The sequence below is a fragment of the Candidimonas sp. SYP-B2681 genome (genome assembly GCF_003971065.1).
GTDB lineage: Bacteria > Pseudomonadota > Gammaproteobacteria > Burkholderiales > Burkholderiaceae_B > Pollutimonas.
Genome location: NZ_RYDV01000009.1, coordinates 22995 through 46926, shown reverse-complemented (window position 1 = coordinate 46926; position 23932 = coordinate 22995). Strand labels below are relative to the sequence as shown.

The following is a 23932-nucleotide window of genomic DNA, read 5'->3' as shown; positions in this document are numbered from 1 at the left end:
TGCAAAGAATTAACGTTTAGCCTGTCAACGTGACGCGCGCGAACTTGCGCTTACCCACTTGTACGACATACGTGCCGGCTGGAAGTTGCAACGCCTTGTCTTCGATCCGGTCGCCGTCGACCCGGACACCGCCCTGCTCGACGTTACGTTGAGCCTCAGCACCCGAGGCTACCAGGCCGGCTTCGCGCAGGACTTTAAGTATGCCAAGGGGAGCTGCACCCAATTGAACCTCGGGCATTTCGTCGGGAATTGCGCCATCGCGAAAGCGCGCTTCAAAACCAGACAGTGCATCACGTGCCGCTTGTTGCGAATGAAAGCGCGCCACGATTTCCTGGGCCAATGCCACTTTAGTGTCACGCGGATTCATCCCTTCTTGTACTTGCTTTTGTAACTGAAGGATATCGTCCATTGAGCGGAACGAAAGCAGTTCAAAATACTTCCACATCAGCGTGTCGGAGATCGACATCAGCTTGCCGAACATGGATTCCGGTGATTCAGTAATACCGATGTAGTTAGCTTTCGATTTCGACATCTTGTCGACCCCATCGACGCCTTCAAGCAAGGGCATGGTAAGGACGCACTGAGGCTCCTGACCATATTCTTTCTGAAGTTCACGGCCGACAAGTAGATTGAATTTCTGGTCGGTTCCGCCCAATTCCAGGTCGGCCTTGAGGACAACCGAATCATAACCTTGCAATAAGGGGTACAGAAATTCGTGCACTGAAATCGGGACGCCGCCCTTGAAGCGCTTGGTGAAGTCGTCTCGTTCCATCATGCGGGCCACGGTGTAGCGGGAAGCCAGCTGGATCAGCCCGCGGGCTCCGAGAGGATCGCACCACTCAGAGTTATAGCGTATTTCGGTTTTAGCGGGATCAAGCACCAGGCTTGCCTGCGCATAATACGTTTTGGCATTGTCGTGAATCTGTTCGGCAGTAAGCGGCGGACGCGTAGCATTACGGCCGCTAGGGTCGCCGATCATCGAAGTGAAGTCGCCGATCAAGAAGATAACGGTGTGTCCGAGATCTTGCAGCTGCCGCATTTTATTCAGAACGACCGTATGCCCAAGATGGATGTCGGGAGCGGTAGGATCGAGCCCCAGCTTGATACGAAGGGGCTTGCCCGTTGCGTGGCTGCGCGCAAGTTTCCGGGTGAATTCAGACTCGACTAGCAGCTCGCTGCAGCCTCGCTTGGCGATCGCCAGATCAGCTTCGACTTGTGGGGTGATAGGGGCTTCGGTCGACGACATATAAATGCGCTTATAAGAATATATACAAAAAAAAGCTCGAAATTCCGGAATTAATACGCTAGCATAACGGGCGAGCGCGGTCCCCGCTAGTTGCGATGGCCACCAGAAAAGACGGATGGCGCCATCTTATCAGAGCGCTCGACCCTGTAAAACAGGCCTCGCGTTTTCTGGTCGCAACCTTATCAGCGGTTCTTTCCGGCCCGATACATTTTTAAAATACAGCAGCGCATTTCTAGGTTTCAGTTTTTATGTTCAAAAAAGGGACAACAGGCACGCCCTCGTTTCGTGACACCCTTCGCTCACATCGCAAACCTCACCACTTCATTCGCAATGGCGTCGCACTTGTAGCGCTTGGCTTGTTTGCAGGTGCTGGCGCGCTGGCAGTGGTTCAACCGCCCCCAGCCCCCATCGTTTATCAGGCACAACAGCGGCTTACGCTACCCGACCCCTTCCCTGCGCCCCTGTCCGAATCCACAGCGCCGTTCATCGCCGAAACCCAGATTCGCCGGGGCGACACTCTTGCAGCCCTATTGCAACGTCTGCGGATCCAGGAGCGCGGGTTGCAGCAATTTTTGGTCCAGAACGAAGATGCTCGTTCAATTTACAAGCTCTATCCCGGACGCACCGTCCAGGCAGCACTGGACAACGTCGGGAACCTGATCTGGCTACGCTACAACCATACCCCAGGCGTCACTGAAAAAGACGGCTACGTAAGCAAATGGTTGGAAGTGTCTGTTGATGGCAAAGGTGGTTTTCTAGCTTCAGAACATAGCACGGTTGCCGATACGCATGTCCGTATTGCCGAGAGCGAAATCAAAAGTTCATTGTTTGGCGCCGCCGACGACGCAGATATTCCCGATGCGATCACCATACAGATGACCGAAATCCTTGGCAGCAAGATCGACTTCATACAGGATCTGCGCAAAGGGGACCGCTTTCGCGTCATATACGAAACCTATTCGCACGACGGACGTGAAATCGGCGTCGGCAAGATACTGGCGCTGGAATTCATCAATAAGAGCAAGGCCTATGAAGCCGTCTGGTTTGCACCGGAAAAGTCCTCGGGCAGTTATTACGACTTCGATGGCAAGAATCTGAAGGGTGCCTTTTTACGCACAGCACTGAAATTCTCGCGCATCAGCTCTACTTTCGGTATGCGCAAGCACCCGGTGCACGGCGGCTGGCGCGGACACAAAGGCGTGGATTACGCCGCGGCTTCCGGCACACCTATCCATGCGACCGCAGACGGTCAGGTGGAATTCATCGGCCAGCAAAACGGCTATGGGAATACCATTATTTTGAAGCACCACGGCAAGTTCAGCACGCTGTATGCGCATCAAACCCGATTCGCCAAAGGGCTGAAAAAAGGCGATTCTGTCAAACAGGGCGAACTTATCGGCTATGTGGGCGCTACGGGTTGGGCCACAGGGCCGCATCTGCATTACGAGTTCCGAGTCGACAACAAACAGATAGACCCGCTCTCGGTCGACCTTCCGGTGGCCCGCTCGCTCGACGGACCGCAGCGCAAGATGTTTGAACAAACTGTCGCACAATACCGCGAGCACATCGATTTGCTGGCCACCCTGCAAACTAGCGACAACACCAAAGTCGCAAGCCGTTAAAGCGGCTTATTGCAGATCATGCCGCAGACACTGTTTATTGGATTGATGTCCGGCACCAGCACAGACGGGGTGGATGCTGTGCTGGCCGATTTTTCAACACCCGATCGGCCATGCATTTTGGCCTCTTCGTCTTTGGCCATGCCGGACGCCCTCAGACGAGAATTTCTCGCTTTGAACATTACTGGGCCGGACGAACTGCTGCGGTCGAGCTTGGCGGGCAACGCACTGGCCGAATTGTATGCCGGCGCTACCAGAACGCTCCTGACACAGGCAAACCTTGGCCCCGATAAAATTTGCGCGATCGGTGCGCACGGGCAGACTGTCAGGCATGATCCAGCGGCAGGCTTTACCATACAAATCAATGCACCTGCCCTGCTCGCTGAACGCACCGGCATTGCCGTAGTCGCCGATTTCCGGTCGCGTGACGTTGCTGCAGGCGGCCAGGGTGCACCCTTGGTGCCGGCATTTCACCATGCACTATTTTCCCATTCGGAAGCACGGGCTGTGCTCAATCTTGGCGGCATAGCGAACGTGACCCTATTAAGCCCCGACGGCGATATTCGCGGCTTCGATACGGGCCCCGCCAATGTTCTAATGGATTTATGGGTGCAGCATAAGACCGGCGTCGCGTATGACGCCCAAGGCTCGTGGGCAAGTACCGGTCAAGCCAACCAGACCTTGCTGGACTTTCTGCTGCGCAGCGAACCGTGGTTCGAGCTGGCGCCGCCCAAGTCAACCGGACGGGATTTATTCAACTGGAAATGGCTGATGCAGCGACTTGATGCGTTCGAAGGCCCACCGCTGGCCGATAACGACATTCAAGCAACCCTGCAGCAGCTGACAGCCGCCACGATTGCTCACGGAATCAAGCGTTACGCCCCGGATACCCGGGATGTACTGGTATGTGGTGGAGGTGCGCTAAACGATGGCCTGATACGAGACCTTCAACGCGTCCTGCCATGTCCTTTACGAACGACAGCCGATTTTGGCGTGCCCGTTCAGCTGGTGGAGGCGCTTGCTTTTGCCTGGCTGGCGTGGGCCCACGTTAATGGCTACCGCGCCGGGTTGCCCAAGGTAACGGGCGCCCGCCATGCCAGCATTCTGGGGTGCACATACCCCGCCTGACGGGATGTCAGGGCGAGAACGACGACCCGCACCCGCAAGTGGAATTGGCGTTAGGATTACGGATGACAAATTGCGATCCTTCCAGATCGTCTTTGTAGTCGATTTCCGCGCCCACCAGGTACTGGAAGCTCATGGGATCAACCAATAGCTGTACGCCCTCTTTGTCGATAGTGGTGTCGTCGTCGTTAATGGTTTCATCGAAGGTGAAACCATACTGGAAGCCCGAGCAACCACCGCCTTGCACAAACACCCGCAGCTTGAGCTCGGGGTTGCCTTCTTCGGCCAGCAAATCTTTGACTTTAGAAGCTGCAGCATCGGTGAAGAGGATAGGCGTTGGCGGAGCCTGCAGGTTTACTGATTCGGTAAGGGTATTCATATGGGTACTCCATGGCAGCCGTAAGGGCTGCCCAATAATCAACTATAACACTCAAGCCGCTATTCGGCGGCTGATACATTTACCGTGCGCGAAACTCGTACCCTGGTGCCTTCCAGCACATTCAGGGTGATCGTCTGTGGCAGGAACCCGTCAGGGATGCTCAGCAAACCTCCGCTGCGCTGGAATTGATCGAAGTTGAGCTCGAAGCCGCTTGTTAAGGGATCGACGTTAGCGGTAACAAGATTGCCAGGCAACTGGGGAGCCTGAAGAACGATTTTAACTGCTTTTCCCTGACGACTTCCTTTAGCGACAAACTGCATAAGGCCTTTAAAGGGCAGCTCTTCTGCGCTATTGCGCATTAACAACACCCTGTAATGCAAGTTGGGGCCTCGCTGCTCAATATCAAGAGCCCGTATGCTGACAGAGCCAGCAGGCCCCGGGGGAAGCAACTGATCAAAGAAAGCAACCTGGTCGCGCGCCAGGCCCAATTCAGCTTGTGCTTGCTGTAAAGAGGCCTCTAACCCTTTGCGGGTGCTTTCCTCGACGGTCAATTGGCCTTGCAAGGCGTCAATCCGGGCATGAGTCTGAAAAAGCTCCGCCCGCGTTTCAGTAAGCAGTACCGCAAGCGACTCTTGCGTGGCATCGTTGGCTCGCATAGCCTGACTGGCGACCCAGAGATGCACCGACGCCGCCCCTACTACCAGCCCCGCTACCAAAGCGAGCATAATCAGCACGTATGTGTTGCGCTGCGTAGTCGGCGGTACTGCAGGCACTGGCCAAGTCGACGAATTGCTTCCGTTTGGCTTTGGGGCGATGGCGGGTTCCCCAGCAGCAGATACTTTTCTCTTCATCGTTAAACAGACAAGTTTTGAAGCGAACAGTTCCGCAATGCTGACGGCCCACTGTTACGGCAAGATAGCGATCTGCTCGAGACCTGCCGACTCCGGAAAACCAAACATCAGATTCATGTTTTGCACGGCTTGGCCCGAAGCGCCCTTGACGAGGTTATCTTGCGCTACCAGAATAACCAGCTGATTGCCCCCATCAGGGCGGTGGATGGCGATCCGTAAATGGTTGGATGCGCGTACCGACCGGGTCTCGGGCAAGCTACCCGCGGGCATGACGTCGATAAACGGCTCGTTGGCGTAACGTTGCTCGAACAAAGCCTGAAAGTCGGTATCAAGGGCGTCAGGCAAAATGCGAGCATACAAGGTCGAGAACATACCGCGCACCATAGGCACCAGGTGCGGGACAAAAATAAGGCCGACAGGCCCGCCAGCGATCGTTTCAAGCTGCTCGGAAATTTCCGGGTGATGCCGATGCCCGGCGACACCATACGCCCTGAAGTTATCGCTCGCTTCTGAAAATAATGAACCGACCTCAGCCTTGCGGCCTGCGCCTGATACGCCTGATTTGCAGTCAGCAATTATATTTGACGTATCGATCAGCTTGCTTCCGCCTTCAAGTAGCGGAGCCAACCCCAGCAACACGGTGGTGGGATAGCAACCGGGATTACCGATGACTTTGGCACCCGCAATTTTTTCCCGATTGAGCTCGACCAGACCGTAGACCGATTGCTTGAGGATCGCTGGGCAGGAATGCGGTATTTTGTACCAGTGTTCGAATATGCCGGTGTCTTGCAAACGGAAGTCGGCCGCCAGATCAATGATGCGCACATTGTTCTTTAGCAGCGATTCGGCCTGGCTCATGGCGACCCCATGAGGGGTGGCGAAAAAGACCACATCGCATTCGTCGAGCGCCGCTTTCTCGGGTGTTTGAAATTGCAAATCGACACGGCCACGCAGATTGGGGTACATGTCCGCCACAGGCATGCCGTCTTCCTTGCGGGACGTAATCGCCGTAAGTTCTGCATTAGGATGCTGCGATAACAAACGCAAGAGCTCGACGCCCGTGTAGCCTGTACCGCCCACAATACCTACCTTGATCCGTGTTGCACCTGCCGAAGTCATAGTCATTCCCGAGAACATGTCATTAACAATAAGATTATGCAGCAAGCTTGACGCTTGCAGGCAATTTACCTGGACAATCCAGCCTTATAAAAACAAAACCCCGGCCATGGCCGGGGTTTTGTTGTCGCAAGGCCGAAGCCCTGTGCAGAATTAGCGTTTGCTGAACTGCTTCCGACGACGAGCTTTGTGGAAACCGACCTTTTTACGTTCGACTTCACGAGCATCGCGTGTGACAAAACCGGCATGCTTCAACGGCGACTTAAGTGTTTCGTCGTAGTCGATTAGCGCACGAGTAATACCATGGCGAATTGCACCTGCCTGACCGCTTTCGCCGCCACCATGGACGTTGACGTGAAAATCAAACGATTCCAGATGGTTTGTAAGCGCCAGAGGCTGACGTACAACCATGCGGCCCGTTTCACGAGCGAAGTATTCGTCAACAGGCTTGCCATTGACAACGATCTTGCCCGATCCTTTCTTCAAGAACACGCGAGCCACCGACGTTTTGCGGCGGCCTGTTCCATAATTCCAATTACCGATCATGACCTATCCTTAGAATTCCAGCGGTTTGGGCTGCTGAGCAGAGTGGGGATGCTCGGCGCCGGCATAAACCTTGAGCTTCTTGGCCATTGCATAACCCAGCGGCCCTTTGGGCAGCATGCCTTTAACGGCTTTCTGGATCGCACGACCAGGAAAACGCTGTTGCATTTTCTCGAAGGTGGTTTCAGTTATGCCACCAGGGTATCCCGAGTGACGATAGTATTTTTTGTCTTGTGCCTTGTTGCCAGTGACAACAATTTCCGATGCATTGATGATGACGATGTAATCGCCGGTGTCAACGTGGGGCGTGAATTCTGGCTTGTGCTTGCCGCGCAAACGACGTGCGACTTCGCTGGCCACACGACCGAGGACTTTGCCCTTGGCGTCAATCACGTACCAGTCACGTTGGACTTCATGCGGCTTGGCCACAAAGGTCTTCATGATGGTTCCTAAATATCAAAATAAGCCCGACGGAACATCCGTAAGGCAAATTTCTGGTGACAACAATGCCTAAGCGTTGTACTTCGCCCGTGCAAATCAGCCAGAAAAGCCCACAATCTTAGCATATCTTGTGATTTTTCAAAACCTTGAGTCCTTTGGCATCTGCTGCATGCTGCCGCCGACCAACAAAAAAGCCACCGATGGTGGCTTTTTTGTGGTTCAAGCAGCAATGAGCTTATTTCTTCTGGCCTGCCAGTGCAATACCCAGATAATTGTCATAGGAACCTTCGGCCACTCGGAACCATGGCACGATACCGTCGCGGAAGCCCATGTAATTATCGTAGATTTTCTTGAACATGGCGTTTTTGTCGCAAAATTCTTTATAGACTTCGTTCGAGGCCTTGAACGAGGCGTCCATTACGTCGCGCGGGAAGGCCTTAAGAATGGCACCGGCGCCGATAAGGCGGCGCAACGCGGCCGGATTATTGGCATCGTAGTCGCCCAGCAATTTGCCGCCAGCAGCACGCGAAGCAATATCAATGAGCGTCTGGTAGTGCTTGGGAAGCCCGTTGAAGGCTGCATCGTTGACGTACAGGGAAACCTGAGCGGAGCCTTCCCACCAGCCAGGATAGTAGTAATACTTGGCGACCTTCTGGAAACCTAGTTTCTCGTCGTCGACAGGACCCACGAACTCAACGGCATCGAGGGTGCCCTTTTCAAGCGATGGATAAATATCGCCAGGTGGGATTTGCTGAGGCACGACACCCATGCGCGACAGCACTTCGCCCGCAAAGCCGGCCGTACGCATTTTAAGACCTTGCAGGTCGGCGATGGACTTGATTTCTTTGCGATACCAGCCACCCATTTGTGTGCCGGTATTGCCCAATGGAAAATTAATGATGTGACGTGGCGCGAAAAGTTCGCGCATAAGCTTCATGCCATCGCCTTCGTACATCCAGGAATACATCTGGCGCGCGTTCAAGCCGAAAGGAACCGCGGTATCGAAACAGAAGGACGGGTCTTTACCGTAGTAATAGTACGAAGCCGTCTGGCCGCATTCGACCGTGCGGTTACTGACTGCATCCATGACGCCGAAGCCTGGCACAATTTCGCCCGCAGGATAGAGGCGTATCGAGAAATTGCCGTCGGAAGCCTCTTCGACCATTTTGCAGAAAGTCTGCGCCGTACTATAAAGCGGTGGTGTCGAAGGACCAAAAGTGGAAGTCATTTTCCAGCTGATCTTGGGATTGCTTTGTGCAAATACGGGGGCGGCTACGACGGCTGAACCCGCCATGGCGCCCAAGCCTGCTTTCTTTAAAAATGAACGACGCTGCATTACGAGTTCTCCTTTGGGCATTCGAATTTTTATTGCAATAAAATTGCTATCGTCGATATTACACTGTGTAGCAAGTCTTGTAACGCGGGTAAATCCCTTAGACCCGCGTGCTTTATTTATTGGCGTAACAACGAATGCTTTACTGGCCCGCGATCGACATTTGTTCTATCAAAATCGAACCGCTGGACTTTGAGCCCCGGGTGATGACGTCAGAGCCGACTGCGACGATCTGCCGGAACATGTCGGCCAGGTTGCCGGCGATGGTGACCTCTTGGACGGCATGTCGAATTTCCCCGTTCTCGACCCAGTATCCAAACGCGCCACGCGAGTAATCGCCGCTGACATAGTTGACGCCCTGACCTATTAATTCCGTTACCAGAAAGCCCGTGCCCATTTTTTTCAGCATGCCTGGAAAGTCGTCTTGAGCGCGCGTAAGGCGAGAGCCAAGATGCAAATTATGCGAACCGCCAGCATTCCCGGTCGTTTGCATACCTAATTTGCGAGCCGTATAGGTAGATAGGAAATACCCATTAAGCACCCCGGCCGCGACCAGTTCGCGCGCCTGGGTGCGGACGCCTTCGTTATCGAACGGCGAACTGCCCATGGCACCGGAGATATGCGGATTTTCCGAGATATCAATATGATCCGACATAATCTGCTTGCCAAGCGAATCAACCAGGAAGCTGGCCTTCCGATACAGGGCGCCACCACTGGTGGCTTGCACCAGCGCACCCAAAAGACCCACAGCCAGTGGAGCTTCGAACAGAACGGGGAAACGCCCCGTCTTGATGCGGCGTGCCGACATGCGCGACAGGGTACGCTCAGCGGCGTAACGCCCCACAGCAGCAGGATCCGACATATCAGACGCATCGCGAGCCGATGTGTACCAGTAATCGCGCTGCATATTGACACCACGGCCGGCGATGGGCGCTACGGATATGCTGTGCCGAGAGTAGGGATACCCGCCCATGAACCCGCGGCTATTTCCAAGTACAAAATGACCTTCATACGTATCAACAGAGGCGCCGTCCGTATTGGTGATCAGTGGGCTGATATCGCGCGCCGCCGTTTCAGCCTTGATCGCCAACGCGGCGGCGTCTTCGGCGGAAATATCCCATGGATGATGCAATTTCAGGTCTGGATAATCGTGGGCCAACTGGTCGGCCTCGGGCAGTCCGGCGGCGGGATCGGCAGCGGTATAACGTGCAATATGCCAGGCGGCCTCCACTGTCTCACGTAGCGCTTGTGCGGAGAAGTCGGAAGTAGATGCCGAGCCTCGACGTGTGCCGGCGAATACAGTAAGGTCCAGCGACCGATCGCGGGTTTGCTCGACGGTTTCGATATCTTTGTTGCGGACCGACACCGACAGGCCGCGACTTTCGGAAATCTCGGCAGCAGCGTCCGATGCTCCTAGCGCCTTGGCATGATTCAGTGCATCGTTCACCAGTTCGCGGAAGCGGCTTTGGTTTTCAGAGATAGGTAAATATGATATGGATTGCTCAGTCATTGCTGCTCTTTCAGGTTAGACGGTTATCATAGCTAATTAAAGAATACTTTTTCGACTTCCATGCCAAATACCCCAGAAAACGACTCAAACGAATTTGAAGACGATGGCTACGATAGGCCCAGCAAGTCGCAAATCAAGCGCGACATGCTTGTGCTGCAGGATCTGGGCAAACAACTTGTCGAGTTGTCTAACGACAGGCTCAAACAATTGCCACTGCCCGAGATGCTTTACGAAGCCATTCGGCAGGCGCAAAAGACCACCAGCCGTGAAGGTTTGCGCCGGCAAATCCACTATGTCGGCAAACTTATGCGCAATGTGGATCCTGACCCGATACGCACGCAGCTGGACATATGGGAGAACGGTTCACGCGAGCAAACCCTTGCCATGCACCGACTCGAAGCACTACGCGACTTGCTGCTCCGAGACGATGACGCACTGACAGGCCTGCTGAAAGAATATCCTGGCGCCGATATTCAGCAACTTCGTACCTTGATACGGGCCAGCCGCAAGGAAGCACAGAACAACGCTGCGCTGCATGCCGGGCAGGATCCCCAACGCAAACATTACCGCGCACTTTTTCAGGCCATCAAGGCGCTTAACGATTCCACGGAAGAAAAATGAGCTCTACCCTACTTGAATCCATCGAGATCGAAACCGGACCTCACCCGAGTCACGCCGTGATATGGCTGCACGGCCTGGGCGCCGATGGCAACGACTTTGCTCCTCTGGTGCCCGAGCTTAAACTGCAGGACGCTCCCGCGATTCGTTTCGTATTCCCCCACGCTCCCGTAAGGCCAGTCACTATCAATAACGGCATGTCGATGCGTGCTTGGTACGATATTTTCATGCCGCAAGGGGTTCTGCGCGAAGATGACGCGGGGCTGCGCGATTCACAGGCCGCCATCGAAGCCTTGATATCCCGCGAAAATGCGCGCGGGGTTCCGACCGAAAATATCGTCCTGGCAGGATTTTCGCAGGGCTGCGCCATGACACTCCAAACCGGCCTGCGCCTGAAGCAGAAACTGGCCGGGATGATGTGCTTATCCGGCTACCTACCGCTGGCTAGCCTGATCGATGCCGAACTGCATCCCGCCAACCAGCAAACGCCGATCTTTCTGGCGCATGGAACCATGGATCCTGTAATAGTCCTTGAACGGGCTCAGGCAAGCCAGCAAAAACTGATAGCGCTGGGTTATGACGTAAGCTGGAAGACGTATCCAATGCAGCATTCTGTTTGCTTTGACGAGGTCCAGGATATCTCAACATTCCTGCGTAAGGTTCTGGTGTAATGCTTTACGCCTGATGGGCTTCACCCAGATCCAGCCATACACGCCGCATGGTGGGGTCTTCGTTATCGGGATCATTCCGAAAACCCAGATGCGCCATAAGACTTAACATGGGGCGATTAGCCGCTAGAACGACGCCATCGATATAGGTCAAGCCTTGCAGCTGGGCGGCTTCAATCAAGCCTCGCATCAACTGTGAACCCAGACCTCGGCGCTGCCATGCATCGCCAATGACTAACGCATATTCTGCGCCGCGCCCATCTGGGTTACGAAGGTAATGAGCAAATCCAATGATTTGTTCGCGCGGGTGCCCGCGATGTTCAGGATTAGGCACTTGCACCGTTGCAATCAATGCAAGTTCGCGGTCGTAATCAATACGCGTGTAGCGCGCCAGCATGCGGGGAGTCAGTTCTCGCATCATGGAAATAAAGCGCATGTAGCGCGCCTCGTCGGAGAGGCCTCGCACGAACTCTTGTAAGGGCTCTGCATCTTCCGGACGTATAGGCCGCAACATCCAGGGATTGCCATCCTTAAATTTTTTAGTCTGCACCAGGCGTCGTGGATATGGATGAATCGCCATGTGCTCGTAGCGGGTCGTTTCGGGAAGCACCAGCATCGATTGAGTGGTGAGTTCGATCCGGACTGAATGTGCGACTAATCGCATGTCATCGGCAAACACGGGATCGATCAGCAAAGAATCCACGGAGGGCATTTCGCTGACCAGGCCAGAGATTCGTTCCAGTGACTCCTGAAGTATTGCGAATGCGGCTGGCGTCACTTGGCGTGACAACCCACGCTGCCACACCGCACTTCGTACCACTAGCTGCCGCGCCAGGTAACTATTAAGCGGAGGCAGCTGCAAGGCATTGTAGGGGTCCGAAAACGTGGCATCTTGCCCCCCGCGCCCAAACGTAATGTACGGGCCGAACTTAGCGTCGCGGCTTACCTTGATGAACATCGGAATGCCGTCGTCGTGCTCGCCTGGCGCAAGGCCTTCTTCGATGTCAGCGAAATGCATCGGCACATGAAAACAATCCAGCAATTGACGGCACTCTTCTAACGTAAGGCAAGTTCTACGCTGGCTTTGGGCTGCACGCACTAAAGCCCTGGCTTCGTCAAGTCGTGGCGGCTTGCTTAACGCTTCGGGGGGCAGGGTTTGCTGAGACAGCGTTTGGTTGTAGTGATAGGCGGCAAGAATTCCGAAAGCGTTGGCCGCTGACTCGGGTGTTCGAAATGCAGGCGTTCCAACGCTATCGAGAATGTGGCGCAAAGGTCGCATCGTCGCGTCGCCCATGAAGCACGTAATGATAGGTTTGCGCGAGTCGGGCGAGATGTCCGCCAGTTGTCGTGCGACGCTCTGCAGGTCGGAAAGAGGATCGGGCGCCAGCAGTACCAGCACCCCATCAACTCCGGGATCATCTACCAGAACAGTAACGATCTGACGGACCTTCTGTGGCGTAAGCGGCCCATACGTGACAACCGGGTTGTTATTGGCCGCGCCGTGTTCCATTAGCTCTTCCAGCAGCTTCACGGTAGGCAGAGCCAGATCGGCACGAAACACTTCAGCAGTGTCTCCCATGACGTCCAGGGCAAGCTTGGCTGCCCCGTCGCCATTGGAAAAAAGTGCAATCTTGCGCCCTCGGGGACGCCTGGTGTAGACCAGCACTTTGATGGCCGAGAACAGTTGAACAAAATAGCGTATGCGAACCGCTCCGGCGCGGCGCAATAAAGCGTTAAACACCGCGTCTTCGGCCGAAGCTGCATCGGCATTTTGGCCAACCTTCAGGACAATCACCGGCTTGACACTCGCGGCAGCACGCAAGGCACTGGTAAACCGCCGTGAAGATGAGGCTTCTTCCAGGTACAGCGCAATGCTGTCCGTGCGCGGATCCATGGCTAAATAATCGAGCACATCGGCGACATCGACCGTGCCCTCGTCCCCCAACGATACGACCGCCGAGAAACCCAGCCGGACGTCTTCCGCCCAGTCGAGCACCGATGCCGTTATGGATCTGGACTGTGCCACCAAAGCGACGCGCCCCCCCAGCCCTACGTGTGATTCATGAGTGAGGTTGATGCCCAGGTGAGGCCTTTGCACACCAAATGAGCGCGGACCGAGAATCAAGCAATCGTTGAGCTCGCCCCAAGTACGGCAGAAGAACATGTCTTCGATTGGATTGGCCGGCGGTATGCTGTGCGGCAAGATGGTCAAAATTCTGGGACGGCAGCTTTTAAGCGCAGCAAGCGCTTCATGCATGCGCCGGGGTGCCACGCAAACCAGGGCCTGATCTATACGAGACCCTGACGCCACCCCATTAAGGGTTTCAGGCAAGCGAATGGACGCGCCCTCGCTTGCGTCGACGATCGTTAATGTATCTTGCAGCGAGCGAGGCACGCTTTGAACGATGGGCAGAGGACGGTCGGACAACACTAAAAGCGTGTTCGGTTCAAACAATGCGGCAAGGCGGTGTCGCAGCATACTGTATCCGTTTCAAACGAAAATTATTGTGTACTCTAAAATAGACCATTGCTTCCAATTCTGTGCATGCTAGCTGAACCGGCACATGCCAAAGCCTAACGACTCTCAATGACCACGTCTACTCCTTCTGCAGTTCGCACACGTTTCGCACCCTCCCCTACGGGTTACCTTCATTTGGGCGGCGCTCGCACTGCCCTGTTTTCATGGGCTTTTGCGCGCCACCACAAGGGCATATTTGTTCTGCGCATCGAAGACACCGACGTAGAACGATCAACGCCCGAAGCAGTTCAGGCCATCTTAGACAGCATGGCCTGGCTAAACATGCAACCCGATGAGGGGCCGTTTTATCAGATGCAGCGTATGGACCGTTACCGGGAAGTCGTTCAACAGATGTTGGCCGACGGTACAGCCTACTACTGCTACAGCAGCCCAGCCGAAGTCGAAGCCATGCGCGAGAAGGCGCGCGCGGCCGGATTGAAGCCGCGCTACGATGGTACTTGGCGGCCGGAACCGGGTAAAAGCCTGCCCGCCGTGCCGACTGACCGCAAGCCGGTTGTGCGCTTCAAGAATCCATTGGACGGAGCCACTGGCTGGAACGACCTGATAAAGGGCCCCATCAGCTTCGACAATACCGAACTCGATGATCTGGTCATTGCCCGACCAGATGGCACTCCCACCTACAACTTCTGTGTGGTGGTCGACGACTGGGACATGAAGATCACCCATGTGATCCGTGGCGATGACCATGTCAATAACACGCCTCGCCAAATCAATATTCTGCGCGCGCTAGGCGCCACATTGCCCGAATACGGACATGTACCCATGATTCTTGGTCCTGATGGCGAGAAGCTCTCCAAGCGCCATGGCGCGGTCAACGTCATGGAGTACGACAAGGAAGGCTACCTGCCCGAAGCCATGGTGAATTACTTGGCCCGGCTGGGCTGGAGCCACGGCAACGACGAAATTTTTACAAGAGAGCAACTGGTCGACTGGTTCGATACCAGGAATCTCAGCAAATCGGCGGCGCAATGGGACCCCAAGAAGCTGAACTGGGTCAATGCCCATTACATCAAGAACAGCGACGATGCGGATCTAGCCGAACGCGTAGCGCCACGCATCGTGCAACGGTGTGGGAATCCACAGGCAGTCGATTTGACGGCCGTTATGTCGCTGCTTAAGGATCGCGCCGAAACGCTTAACCAGCTTGCAGATGGAGCCATGCTCTTCTGCGGACCTTACATCCCTGCCAATACCGAATTGCGTGCCGAGCATCTCGATGAACACGCGGTCGCATTGCTATCCGATTTTAAAAAGCAGGCCGAAGCGCTGTCAGACTGGACCAGCGCTTCGCTCGATGATCTGATCAAATCGATATTGGCCCAGCATGGCGTAAAGATGCCCAAACTGGGGGTACCCTTGCGCCTGGCTGTGACCGGTCAAAAGCAGACTCCCGCTATCGGCGCGGTTCTGGCCATTTTGGGCCGCGATCTGGTGCTGGAACGGCTGGGAGCGGTATAAAGCACTAAAACGGCAAGCGGTAACCAGGCGACATCCGCTTGGCCCTGATCGTTGTGCCATCCGAAGCTTTCAGCGTCATAACGTTGCCGCTGGCTGAAACGATGGTATAGCGGTTGGTGTAAATGGGGTCGTTCACATCGACCGGCGCGCCATTGGATTCTAGCGTTTGCAGAGTCAGAGCTTGTTGCTTGCGCTGCCAGCAACCGGTCTCTTCAAGGCCTTGCGATGGATTCTTGCCCCGTTTCAACTGTTCCGTATAAGACATTGCGCCATCAGCATGCAAAGTGAACAGCGTGCGGAGCTCTCCCGCCACGCCCTTCTGCTTGCGCACGTTGAGCCAATTGCCTGTGAGCGCTTCACCCGCAGCAGCAGCCTGACATTTCACCTCGGGTTTTGCGGGCGGTTTGGGCGGAGCCGTGACCGGCGCCACACAACCCGCAATGAACACCATAGTGGCGGCCGCCATCAATAGTGTGCGCTGACGGAGCAAGAAATCGTACATGAGTGGCCTTCCTATAAACTTGAAACGTGAACGATTTTAGCCGGATCGTAACAACTCATACGAATAGAATTTTTGGAAGCTGCGCAGATCCGACGGACCCTTGCCGGTTTCCTGCAAAACCACAAAGACATGATGTAGCGCAAGACCAGCAACCGGGGGGTGGGCCTACACTATCCGAGACCGTTGGTACTCGGTCGCCGGTATTGCCCGCCACGCATCACGCGGACAAATCTTTTTTTCGCTGCCCCAGGAGCCGCGCTTCTCATGAGCTATTCTGTCTTGATTACCTTGCATTTGTTCGCAGCACTGATATTTGTCGGGACGGTGTTCTTCGAAGTATTGATACTTGAAGGAATCCGCAAGCACGTAGGCCGGGAATCCATGCGCGAGGTCGAAACGGCAATCGGCAATCGCGCACGTCAGATCATGCCCTGGACGCTACTGGTGTTATATGGCGCCGGCATTGGTATGGCGTGGAATTATCGAACGATTCTGGCCCACCCACTCGCCAGCAGTTTCGGTACGCTGTTAACGATAAAAATCGTACTGGCATTGAGCGTGCTCGGCCACTTTATCACCGCCATGATATTGGGCAACAAAGGCCTGCTGAAAGGCCGCTATGTGCAGCGCATACACGTCAGCGTTTTCATTCATATGATAGGAATTGTGCTTTTGGCCAAGACCATGCTGTACCTTAAGTGGTGATCATAAGGGCAGCTTTATATCGTGTTTGATTTCACGTAGCGCAACGATGGTGCGGGTTTGCCGTATGCCGGGCAAATTGAACAGGAAACGATGCAGAAATTTATCGTAGGCTTCCGGACTGGCCACGACAATTTTCAGCAGGAAATCGGAATCGCCCGTTACGGCATAGCATTCCAGTATTTCCGGCGCATCACGCACTGAACGTTCAAAATTTTCAACAATGTCTGCCGAATGTCGTTCCAGACTGATTTGCGCGAACATACAGCCTTGCAGGCCCACTTTATTGCGGTCGACTTGAGCGTAATAGCCCTGTATGACGTGACTGGCCTCGAGCGCCTTGACTCGACGCCATACAGGCGCAGCAGACAGGCCCACCTTTTCGGACAGCTGCTGTGCCGATGAGCGCCCGTCTTCCTGCAGCTGTTTCAGGATTTTTATATCGGTTTTATCCATATTAGGCCCGTTTACGAAACGTTCATTTCGATAGTCAGGGATTTTACGTGATAACAACGCAATAAAAACACTGCGCTATCTGTCTATCATGATCCTGGAGGAGGCCCCACCATGCCCGCCACTACGATAGCCAGCCAATACCAACTTGCCGACAACCTGACCGCCACATCGGGTCGCATATTCCTGACCGGCACGCAGGCCTTGATACGCATGTTGCTTGCCCAGCGTCGCGCCGACCAGCAGCACGGTCTGAATACGGCTGGATTCGTCACCGGCTACCGCGGCTCGCCCCTGGCTGGAGTCGATCTGGCAATGTGGCGTGCCCAGAATCTGCTTAATGAAAAGAAAATTTCCTTTCTTCCCGCCATTAATGAAGATCTTGGCGCCACCATCGTGATGGGTACACAACAGGCAGGAGTACGTGAGGACCGCAGCGTCGATGGGGTATTTGCCATGTGGTATGGCAAGGGCCCAGGCGTGGATCGTGCAGGCGACGCATTGCATCACGGCAACGCCGCCGGCGCATCAAAGCAAGGTGGAGTCCTACTTATAGTCGGGGATGACCACACGGCGGCGTCATCTTCCATACCGCATGCCAGTGAGGCATCGTTGGCGGCATGGAGCATACCGATTGTGCACCCCGCATCCGTGGACGAATACGAACTTTTCGGCCTTTGGGGCTGGGCATTGTCGCGCTATTCAGGCGCTTGGGTGGCATTCAAAGCCGTAACCGAAACGGTCGAGAGCGGCCGCTCATTCATGCTGGAGCCTATGCCCGATTTGTCCAGCAACGAAGACGATCACTTCAATGGCGCGCTGGAGTACAGCGCGCGCGAATTCCTTACGCCAGGCATCGAAAACCGGATCGCTGAGCGCCTGCTGGCTGTGAATGCTTTCTCCCGCAAACACTCTCTGGACCGGATAGTGAATTCGGCCGACACAGCGAAATTGGGCATAGTAAGCACCGGTAAAGCCTACCTTGACACCCTGGATGCCCTCAAACTTCTGGCAGAGGACGGCCATGAGGAAGGCCTGCCGCCCTTGCGCCATTACAAGATAGGCCTGAGCTGGCCAATGGATCCAGCAGGATTTGCACGGTTCGCTACCGGACTGGAGCACATCCTGGTTGTTGAAGAAAAAGGACCGCTGATTGAAGGCCAGATTAAAGACCTGCTATTCAATCAAGCGGTGCGCCCCAGTGTCTCGGGCAAGCGCGATCTGGAAAACGCGATACTGGTTCCTGCAACCGGGCAGCTGCGTCCGGCCCTTGTAGCCAACTGTTTACGTCGCTGGCTTAAGCAAACGATCGGAATGGGCGACCTTGAATCGGCCAGCGAGCTGAAGCCTGCACTACCGGGACGGCCTGCAACGCTGAGCCGACGACCGTACTTCTGTTCGGGTTGCCCGCATAGCACTTCAACGAAAGTGCCTGAAGGCAGCCAGGCCTTGGCAGGCGTCGGCTGCCACTATATGGCTACCTGGATGAACCGGGAAACCAGCGGCCTTACACAGATGGGAGGAGAAGGCACCGACTGGATAGGCTTGTCTCGCTACATCCGCATGCCGCACATTTTCCAAAACATGGGCGAAGGCACTTACTTTCATTCCGGCTATCTGGCTATTCGCCAGGCCGTCGCGGCTAACGCCAACATTACGTACAAGATTCTATTTAATGATGCGGTTGCAATGACTGGGGGCCAGCCAGTAGACGGAACACTGTCCGTACCCCAGATTTGCCAACAAATGCTGGGCGAAGGCGTCAAGCGCGTAGTGATCACAACCGACGATCCCGCAAAATACCAGGACATCAAATTGGCCGATGGCGTCAGCGTGCACGAGCGGCATGAGCTTGACCGCCTGCAACGCGAGCTGCGCGAGATTGAAGGCGTTACGGTGCTGATTCACGACCAAGTCTGTGCTGCCGAGAAGCGCAGGCGGCGCAAGAAAAAATCGTTACCGGACCCTGCGCGCCGCCTGTTCATCAATACAGCAGTGTGTGAGGGCTGCGGCGACTGCGGAACACAGTCCAACTGCCTATCCCTTGTCCCAGTCGAGACACCGTTTGGAAGGAAACGCGCCATCGATCAGTCCAGCTGCAACAAAGACTACTCCTGCCTGGACGGATTCTGCCCCAGCTTTGTATCGGTGATAGGCGGCTCTCTTCGCAAGGGCAGCACAGCAAGCAAAACCATTGACCGTGATCGGGTTCGGGCCATGCTTTCCCAATTGCCCCCACCTGCCCGCGAAATCGGCGCGGCTGGCTGCAATATACTCGTGGCGGGCATTGGGGGCACCGGGGTGATTACGGTGGGCGCCATTCTGTCAATGGCGGCACACCTGGAAGGCCGGGCGGCCTCGGTTCTGGACATCACGGGCCTCGCGCAAAAAGGCGGCACGGTAATCAGCCACATTCGTTTGTCAGAAAGCGCGCAGCCGACCGGAGCGGTAAGGATAGACGCGCAACAAGCCGATGTCGCAATATTTTGCGATGCAGTCGCGGCAACAAGCGAGGAGGCATTGAAGACGTTGCGGCGGGATCAAACCGTGGTCGCGTTGAACACTTATCTGGCGCCGACAGCAGAGTTCACCCATAACCCACAAATAAACCTGGACGCCCGGCCCTTTATCGATACCGTACGTGCAACCGCCGGATCGGCGAACACCTGGTTGCTCAATGCACACAGCATCGCAGAACAACAATTTGGCGACAGTATCCTGGCCAATATGATGATGCTGGGCTTCGCCTGGCAGCGCGGTGGCATTCCCCTAAGTGAAGCGGCCATAATGCAAGCGCTCAGGCTGAACGGCGTTGCGGTCGAGCTTAACCAACAAGCCTTTTTAGTGGGACGCCTGGCCGCCTGGCAACCCGCCGTCCTGGACGTATCGGCTTCAGTCGACAAAGCCGCGGTGATAGCTATGCCTGAATCGCTGGAGACGATTGTGAAGCGATGTCGCGCAGCACTGACCGGCTATCAGGATGCCGCTTACGCGCAAGAATATACCGACGTGGTTGAGGCAGTCCTCGCCGCCGAGCAGACGCTGTGGGCGGGAACCAGGCCGCGTCTGGCCGTCAAGGTGGCGCAATCGCTTTACAAACTGATGGCCTATAAAGACGAGTATGAGGTCGCCCGGCTATTTACCAACGGTGACTTCCACAAAGAACTGCACGAGAAATTCGAAGGCGACTTCAGCCTGCGTTTCCATCTGGCCCCGCCACTGCTGGGCAGGCGCGATCCTGCCACCGGCGTGGTCAGAAAAATGACATTTGGTCCAGGCACCGAGAAAATTTTCAAGGTTCTTGCCCGGGGCAAGCTGCTGCGGGGCTCATGGCTCGACATTTTTTCGTATACTGCTGAACGTAAAATGGAGCGCCGGCTGATCAAGGAATATCGCTTAACCGTTCTGAATATGATCAGCGACCTCAGAGCAGATAACTTTTCCACAGCGCTCGAACTGGCGGAACTTCCGCAAATGGTTCGGGGCTATGGCCATATCAAGGCGGCGAACGTCGCACATTACGAACGTCAGCTGGCGCAGCTCCGATCGCAACTGAAAGCACCTGTAATGGACGTTAACCCTATTTCGCGCGCGAACGCTTAAGCAACACACGCTCTGCCCGCCTGACTGCCTCGCTTGGCATAGGGACATCGCCGACTTTCTGGCCGAAAACAGCAGGCGACAAAAAAATAAAGCGGCTTCAGCGCTTGATTCAACGTAAAAGCACTACTACAATTAGTGCCAACCCAAACATAAACCACAATATATAGTGGTTCTAAGAATAATACAGGCTTGCTTGACTCAAGCCGCTATCCACCTGCTATTTGCAGTCCACCATCACTAAGTTGCGGTTAAAACGTAGTTAACCGTAAGCTAATAACGCCCAGGAGCATTCATGCAAAGCCAACAGAACGCTGAAGCCAGGTCCGAATCCGCCCATCAAACGCCAACAGCCAACCCGACCGAAAATGCGGGCGAGTCCTCGCAATGGGATAGTTTCCATATCATCCGGCGCAATGGTGCCGTAGGTGGTTTCGAGCCAGGCAAAATCGCCATCGCCATGACCAAGGCATTTCTCGCCGTCAAAGGCGGACAGGGCGCAGCCTCAGCACGCATACGCGAACTGGTTGAAAGTCTTACTGAACAAGTCACCAATGGCTTGGTGCGCAACCGCCCCAGCGGCGGAACCTTCCACATTGAGGAAATCCAGGATCAGGTAGAGCTGGCGTTGATGCGATCTGGCGAACACGATGTTGCTCGCGCTTATGTGCTGTACCGCGAAAAGCGTTCACAGGAGCGCGCGCTGAAGGCCACCACCCAACCTGTTGTCGAACATCCCACCTTGAGCGTAAACGACAATGGCGTTAAGCGACCTCTGGATCTCGGCCGTCTACGCTCGACGATCGCCGAAGCCGGTAAGAACCTGCCGCACGAAATCGATGCCGACGCCATCCTGAAAGAAACCGTCAAGAACCTGTACGACGGCATTCCTGTCGACGAAGTGTTCAAGTCTGCCATTTTGTCAGCTCGGGCCATGGTCGAAAACGACCCTTCGTACAGCCAGGTAACGGCGCGGCTGCTGCTGCATACAATCCGCAAGGAAGTCCTGGGCGAAGAAGTCTCACATGCGGCAATGGACACTCGATATGCCGAGTATTTTCCGCAATTCATCAAAACCGGAATCGACGGCGGGTTGCTTGACGCCAAGCTCGAGCAGTTCGACTTGGCGAAACTTGGCAATGCCCTGAAGGCAGAGCGCGATCTGCAGTTCAATTACCTTGGCCTGCAAACCTTGTATGACCGGTATTTCCTGCACATACGCGGGCGGCGCATCGAATTGCCACAAGTGTTCTTCATGCGCGTGGCCATGGGCCTCGCGCTCAATGAATCCGAGCGCGAAACCCGCGCTATCGAATTCTATGAAATTCTGTCTTCGTTCGACTTCATGAGTTCGACCCCCACGCTGTTCAATTCGGGCACCGTGCATTCGCAATTGTCGTCGTGCTACCTTACGACCGTCTCGGACGACCTCGCGGGCATCTACGACGCCATCAAGGACAACGCCTTATTGGCCAAGTATGCCGGCGGCTTGGGCAACGACTGGACCCCGGTACGCGCCCTGCGCAGCCATATTAAAGGCACCAATGGCGAGAGCCAGGGCGTAGTGCCCTTCCTTAAGGTTGTCAATGACACCGCCGTCGCCGTCAACCAGGGTGGCAAGCGCAAAGGCGCCGTCTGCGCCTACCTTGAAACGTGGCATCTGGACATCGAAGAGTTTCTGGAACTGCGCAAGAACACAGGCGACGAACGACGCCGCACTCACGACATGAACACCGCCAATTGGGTTCCTGATTTATTCATGAAGCGCGTCATGGAAAACGGCGACTGGACATTATTTTCGCCGTCCGACGTCCCCGACCTGCACGACAAATACGGCCGAGCCTTCGAAGAGGCCTATGTTGGCTACGAAGCCAAGGCTGCAAGCGGTGAATTGCCGCTATTTAAAAAGGTTCCTGCCAACTCGTTGTGGCGCAAGATGCTGTCCATGCTGTTCGAAACCGGACATCCCTGGATCACATTCAAGGATCCCTGCAATATCCGTTCGCCGCAACAACACGTCGGCGTGGTCCATAGTTCGAACCTGTGCACAGAAATCACGCTGAACACCAGCGACACCGAAATTGCGGTGTGCAACCTTGGCTCGGTCAATCTTGCCGCTCATCTTAAACGGCAAGCCGACGGCCAGTATGTGCTGGATCACGACAAGCTCCAGCGCACTATCACCACTGCCATGCGCATGCTCGATAACGTGATCGACATTAATTACTACGCGGTCGACAAGGCGCGAAATTCAAACGTGCGGCATCGTCCGGTCGGCATGGGCGTCATGGGTTTTCAAGACTGCCTGCAAATTATGCGCGTGCCATTTGCCTCGGACGCGGCCGTTGAGTTTTCCGACCGGTCAATGGAAGCAACGTGCTATTACGCTTACTGGGCTTCCAGCAAGCTGTCCGCCGAGCGCGGCCATTACGAAACCTTCAAGGGCTCTTTGTGGGATCGGGGCATATTGCCCCAAGACACATTGGCCATGTTGCGCGAAGAGCGCGGTGGCTACGTCGAGGTCGACGACAGCAGCACACTCGACTGGGACAGCCTGCGCGCTCATATCAAACAGCACGGCATGCGCAACTCAAATTGCGTAGCGATTGCTCCAACAGCCACCATTTCAAACATCATTGGCGTGTCGCCATGTATCGAGCCCAACTACCGCAATCTCTACGTCAAATCCAACCTGTCAGGCGAATTTACTGTCGTCAACGATTACTTGGTGCGTGACCTGAAAGAACGGAATCTATGGGACGAGGTCATGGTCGCCGACCTGAAGTATTTTGATGGCAGCCTGGCCCGTATCGACCGCGTCCCGGCCGATTTGCGCGAGCTTTACGCCACCGCCTTCGAAGTCAATCCAACCTGGGTTGTCGAATGCGCGTCACGCCGCTCAAAATGGATAGACCAGGCGCAATCGCTGAATATCTTCATGACAGGCGTCTCGGGCAAGAAGCTTGATGACACCTATAAGCTGGCATGGCTGCGCGGCTTGAAAACGACGTATTACCTGCGTTCGAATGGCGCCACCAATGCCGAAAAATCAACTGGCCGGGGCGGCGAACTCAATGCCGTCGCGAACGGTACCCACTCGGCTGCCACTGTGGCAGCCATGGCAGCAGAAGCATCACCGTTACCCGAAGCCGAACTGATGGGCGTCGCCTGCACCATGCGACCCGGCGACGAGGGATTCGACGAATGCGAAGCCTGCCAATAATCTGAT

General features: G+C 55.2%; 19 protein-coding genes. 8 read left to right on the top strand and 11 right to left on the bottom strand.

The window, feature by feature from the left end; all coding sequences use genetic code 11:
- Nucleotides 1–16 precede the first annotated feature (16 nt).
- Entirely contained in the window at nt 17–1246 is a 1230-nt protein-coding gene (tyrS, locus tag EKL30_RS16930; protein WP_126708428.1) for a tyrosine--tRNA ligase, read from the bottom strand.
- 248 nt (nt 1247–1494) lie between these two features.
- Here tyrS and EKL30_RS16925 point away from each other — a divergent pair, with 248 nt between their 5' ends.
- Both EKL30_RS16925 and EKL30_RS16920 read left to right on the top strand, forming a co-directional pair.
- Complete coding sequence (locus tag EKL30_RS16925; RefSeq protein WP_126708427.1) at nt 1495–2868, top strand: M23 family metallopeptidase; 1374 nt, start codon at nt 1495–1497, stop codon at nt 2866–2868.
- Nucleotides 2869–2886: 18 nt separating this feature from the next.
- Nucleotides 2887–3993, top strand: coding sequence for an anhydro-N-acetylmuramic acid kinase (locus tag EKL30_RS16920; protein ID WP_126708426.1), 1107 nt, complete (start codon nt 2887–2889; stop codon nt 3991–3993).
- Between the two features lie 7 nt (nt 3994–4000).
- Here the strand turns inward: EKL30_RS16920 and erpA are convergent, their stop codons facing one another.
- The 7 genes from erpA to pmbA form a co-directional block, all read right to left on the bottom strand.
- Entirely contained in the window at nt 4001–4369 is a 369-nt protein-coding gene (gene erpA, locus EKL30_RS16915) for an iron-sulfur cluster insertion protein ErpA (protein WP_126708425.1), read from the bottom strand.
- Between the two features lie 59 nt (nt 4370–4428).
- Complete coding sequence (locus EKL30_RS16910; RefSeq protein ID WP_126708424.1) at nt 4429–5142, bottom strand: DUF6776 family protein; 714 nt, start codon at nt 5140–5142, stop codon at nt 4429–4431.
- Between the two features lie 132 nt (nt 5143–5274).
- Nucleotides 5275–6339, bottom strand: a complete 1065-nt coding sequence (argC, locus tag EKL30_RS16905) for an N-acetyl-gamma-glutamyl-phosphate reductase (RefSeq protein WP_126708423.1) — start codon at nt 6337–6339, stop codon at nt 5275–5277.
- Between the two features lie 150 nt (nt 6340–6489).
- Nucleotides 6490–6882, bottom strand: a complete 393-nt coding sequence (gene rpsI / locus EKL30_RS16900; RefSeq protein WP_126708422.1) for a 30S ribosomal protein S9 — start codon at nt 6880–6882, stop codon at nt 6490–6492.
- Between the two features lie 9 nt (nt 6883–6891).
- Complete coding sequence (rplM, locus tag EKL30_RS16895) at nt 6892–7320, bottom strand: 50S ribosomal protein L13 (protein WP_126708421.1); 429 nt, start codon at nt 7318–7320, stop codon at nt 6892–6894.
- Nucleotides 7321–7555: 235 nt separating this feature from the next.
- Nucleotides 7556–8656: a TRAP transporter substrate-binding protein gene (locus tag EKL30_RS16890; RefSeq protein ID WP_126708420.1), complete on the bottom strand. Its 1101-nt coding sequence runs from the start codon at nt 8654–8656 to the stop codon at nt 7556–7558.
- A gap of 139 nt (nt 8657–8795) precedes the next feature.
- A complete protein-coding gene (gene pmbA, locus EKL30_RS16885) occupies nt 8796–10163 on the bottom strand; it encodes a metalloprotease PmbA (RefSeq protein WP_126708419.1) in 1368 nt (455 codons plus the stop codon).
- A gap of 60 nt (nt 10164–10223) precedes the next feature.
- On the opposite strand from pmbA, the gene yjgA reads away from it, so the two are divergent.
- Together yjgA and EKL30_RS16875 are read left to right on the top strand one after the other, a co-directional pair.
- Nucleotides 10224–10784, top strand: coding sequence for a ribosome biogenesis factor YjgA (yjgA, locus tag EKL30_RS16880; RefSeq protein ID WP_126708418.1), 561 nt, complete (start codon nt 10224–10226; stop codon nt 10782–10784).
- Nucleotides 10781–11452, top strand: a complete 672-nt coding sequence (locus tag EKL30_RS16875) for an alpha/beta hydrolase (protein WP_126708417.1) — start codon at nt 10781–10783, stop codon at nt 11450–11452. The genes yjgA and EKL30_RS16875 overlap by 4 nt, the downstream gene beginning before the upstream one ends.
- Nucleotides 11453–11456: 4 nt before the next feature.
- Here EKL30_RS16875 and EKL30_RS16870 read toward each other — a convergent pair whose 3' ends face one another.
- On the bottom strand, nt 11457–13928 hold the full coding sequence (locus tag EKL30_RS16870; protein ID WP_126708416.1) for a GNAT family N-acetyltransferase: 2472 nt from the start codon (nt 13926–13928) through the stop codon (nt 11457–11459).
- A gap of 108 nt (nt 13929–14036) precedes the next feature.
- On the opposite strand from EKL30_RS16870, the gene gltX reads away from it, so the two are divergent.
- Nucleotides 14037–15446 carry a glutamate--tRNA ligase gene (gltX, locus tag EKL30_RS16865; RefSeq protein ID WP_126708415.1) on the top strand — a complete coding sequence of 470 codons (1410 nt, stop codon included), beginning with the start codon at nt 14037–14039 and terminating at the stop codon, nt 15444–15446.
- A gap of 4 nt (nt 15447–15450) precedes the next feature.
- Here gltX and EKL30_RS16860 read toward each other — a convergent pair whose 3' ends face one another.
- Nucleotides 15451–15948 (bottom strand): hypothetical protein, encoded by a 498-nt coding sequence (locus tag EKL30_RS16860; RefSeq protein WP_126708414.1) that lies wholly within the window; start codon nt 15946–15948, stop codon nt 15451–15453.
- A 264-nt stretch (nt 15949–16212) separates the two neighbouring features.
- On the opposite strand from EKL30_RS16860, the gene EKL30_RS16855 reads away from it, so the two are divergent.
- Nucleotides 16213–16653, top strand: coding sequence for a CopD family copper resistance protein (locus EKL30_RS16855; RefSeq protein ID WP_126708413.1), 441 nt, complete (start codon nt 16213–16215; stop codon nt 16651–16653).
- Here EKL30_RS16855 and EKL30_RS16850 read toward each other — a convergent pair whose 3' ends face one another.
- Nucleotides 16654–17106: an Lrp/AsnC family transcriptional regulator gene (locus tag EKL30_RS16850; RefSeq protein ID WP_126708412.1), complete on the bottom strand. Its 453-nt coding sequence runs from the start codon at nt 17104–17106 to the stop codon at nt 16654–16656. It lies immediately after the preceding gene.
- 111 nt (nt 17107–17217) lie between these two features.
- On the opposite strand from EKL30_RS16850, the gene EKL30_RS16845 reads away from it, so the two are divergent.
- Nucleotides 17218–20706, top strand: a complete 3489-nt coding sequence (locus EKL30_RS16845; RefSeq protein ID WP_126708411.1) for an indolepyruvate ferredoxin oxidoreductase family protein — start codon at nt 17218–17220, stop codon at nt 20704–20706.
- 292 nt (nt 20707–20998) lie between these two features.
- On the top strand, nt 20999–23926 hold the full coding sequence (locus tag EKL30_RS16840; protein ID WP_126708410.1) for a ribonucleoside-diphosphate reductase subunit alpha: 2928 nt from the start codon (nt 20999–21001) through the stop codon (nt 23924–23926).
- The last annotated feature ends 6 nt before the right edge of the window (nt 23927–23932 follow it).

What these genes read in the sequence shown, in the direction of transcription:
- EKL30_RS16925 (WP_126708427.1), top strand. Translation starts at nt 1,495, where the DNA reads ATGTTCAAAAAAGGGACAACAGGCACGCCCTCGTTTCGTGACACCCTT.
- gltX (WP_126708415.1), top strand. Translation starts at nt 14,037, where the DNA reads ATGACCACGTCTACTCCTTCTGCAGTTCGCACACGTTTCGCACCCTCC.
- EKL30_RS16920 (WP_126708426.1), top strand. Translation starts at nt 2,887, where the DNA reads ATGCCGCAGACACTGTTTATTGGATTGATGTCCGGCACCAGCACAGAC.
- EKL30_RS16845 (WP_126708411.1), top strand. Translation starts at nt 17,218, where the DNA reads ATGCCCGCCACTACGATAGCCAGCCAATACCAACTTGCCGACAACCTG.
- EKL30_RS16850 (WP_126708412.1), bottom strand. Translation starts at nt 17,106, where the DNA reads ATGGATAAAACCGATATAAAAATCCTGAAACAGCTGCAGGAAGACGGG.
- EKL30_RS16840 (WP_126708410.1), top strand. Translation starts at nt 20,999, where the DNA reads ATGCAAAGCCAACAGAACGCTGAAGCCAGGTCCGAATCCGCCCATCAA.
- pmbA (WP_126708419.1), bottom strand. Translation starts at nt 10,163, where the DNA reads ATGACTGAGCAATCCATATCATATTTACCTATCTCTGAAAACCAAAGC.
- EKL30_RS16860 (WP_126708414.1), bottom strand. Translation starts at nt 15,948, where the DNA reads ATGTACGATTTCTTGCTCCGTCAGCGCACACTATTGATGGCGGCCGCC.
- erpA (WP_126708425.1), bottom strand. Translation starts at nt 4,369, where the DNA reads ATGAATACCCTTACCGAATCAGTAAACCTGCAGGCTCCGCCAACGCCT.
- EKL30_RS16855 (WP_126708413.1), top strand. Translation starts at nt 16,213, where the DNA reads ATGAGCTATTCTGTCTTGATTACCTTGCATTTGTTCGCAGCACTGATA.
- argC (WP_126708423.1), bottom strand. Translation starts at nt 6,339, where the DNA reads ATGACTTCGGCAGGTGCAACACGGATCAAGGTAGGTATTGTGGGCGGT.
- EKL30_RS16875 (WP_126708417.1), top strand. Translation starts at nt 10,781, where the DNA reads ATGAGCTCTACCCTACTTGAATCCATCGAGATCGAAACCGGACCTCAC.
- EKL30_RS16870 (WP_126708416.1), bottom strand. Translation starts at nt 13,928, where the DNA reads ATGCTGCGACACCGCCTTGCCGCATTGTTTGAACCGAACACGCTTTTA.
- yjgA (WP_126708418.1), top strand. Translation starts at nt 10,224, where the DNA reads ATGCCAAATACCCCAGAAAACGACTCAAACGAATTTGAAGACGATGGC.
- tyrS (WP_126708428.1), bottom strand. Translation starts at nt 1,246, where the DNA reads ATGTCGTCGACCGAAGCCCCTATCACCCCACAAGTCGAAGCTGATCTG.
- rplM (WP_126708421.1), bottom strand. Translation starts at nt 7,320, where the DNA reads ATGAAGACCTTTGTGGCCAAGCCGCATGAAGTCCAACGTGACTGGTAC.
- EKL30_RS16890 (WP_126708420.1), bottom strand. Translation starts at nt 8,656, where the DNA reads ATGCAGCGTCGTTCATTTTTAAAGAAAGCAGGCTTGGGCGCCATGGCG.
- rpsI (WP_126708422.1), bottom strand. Translation starts at nt 6,882, where the DNA reads ATGATCGGTAATTGGAATTATGGAACAGGCCGCCGCAAAACGTCGGTG.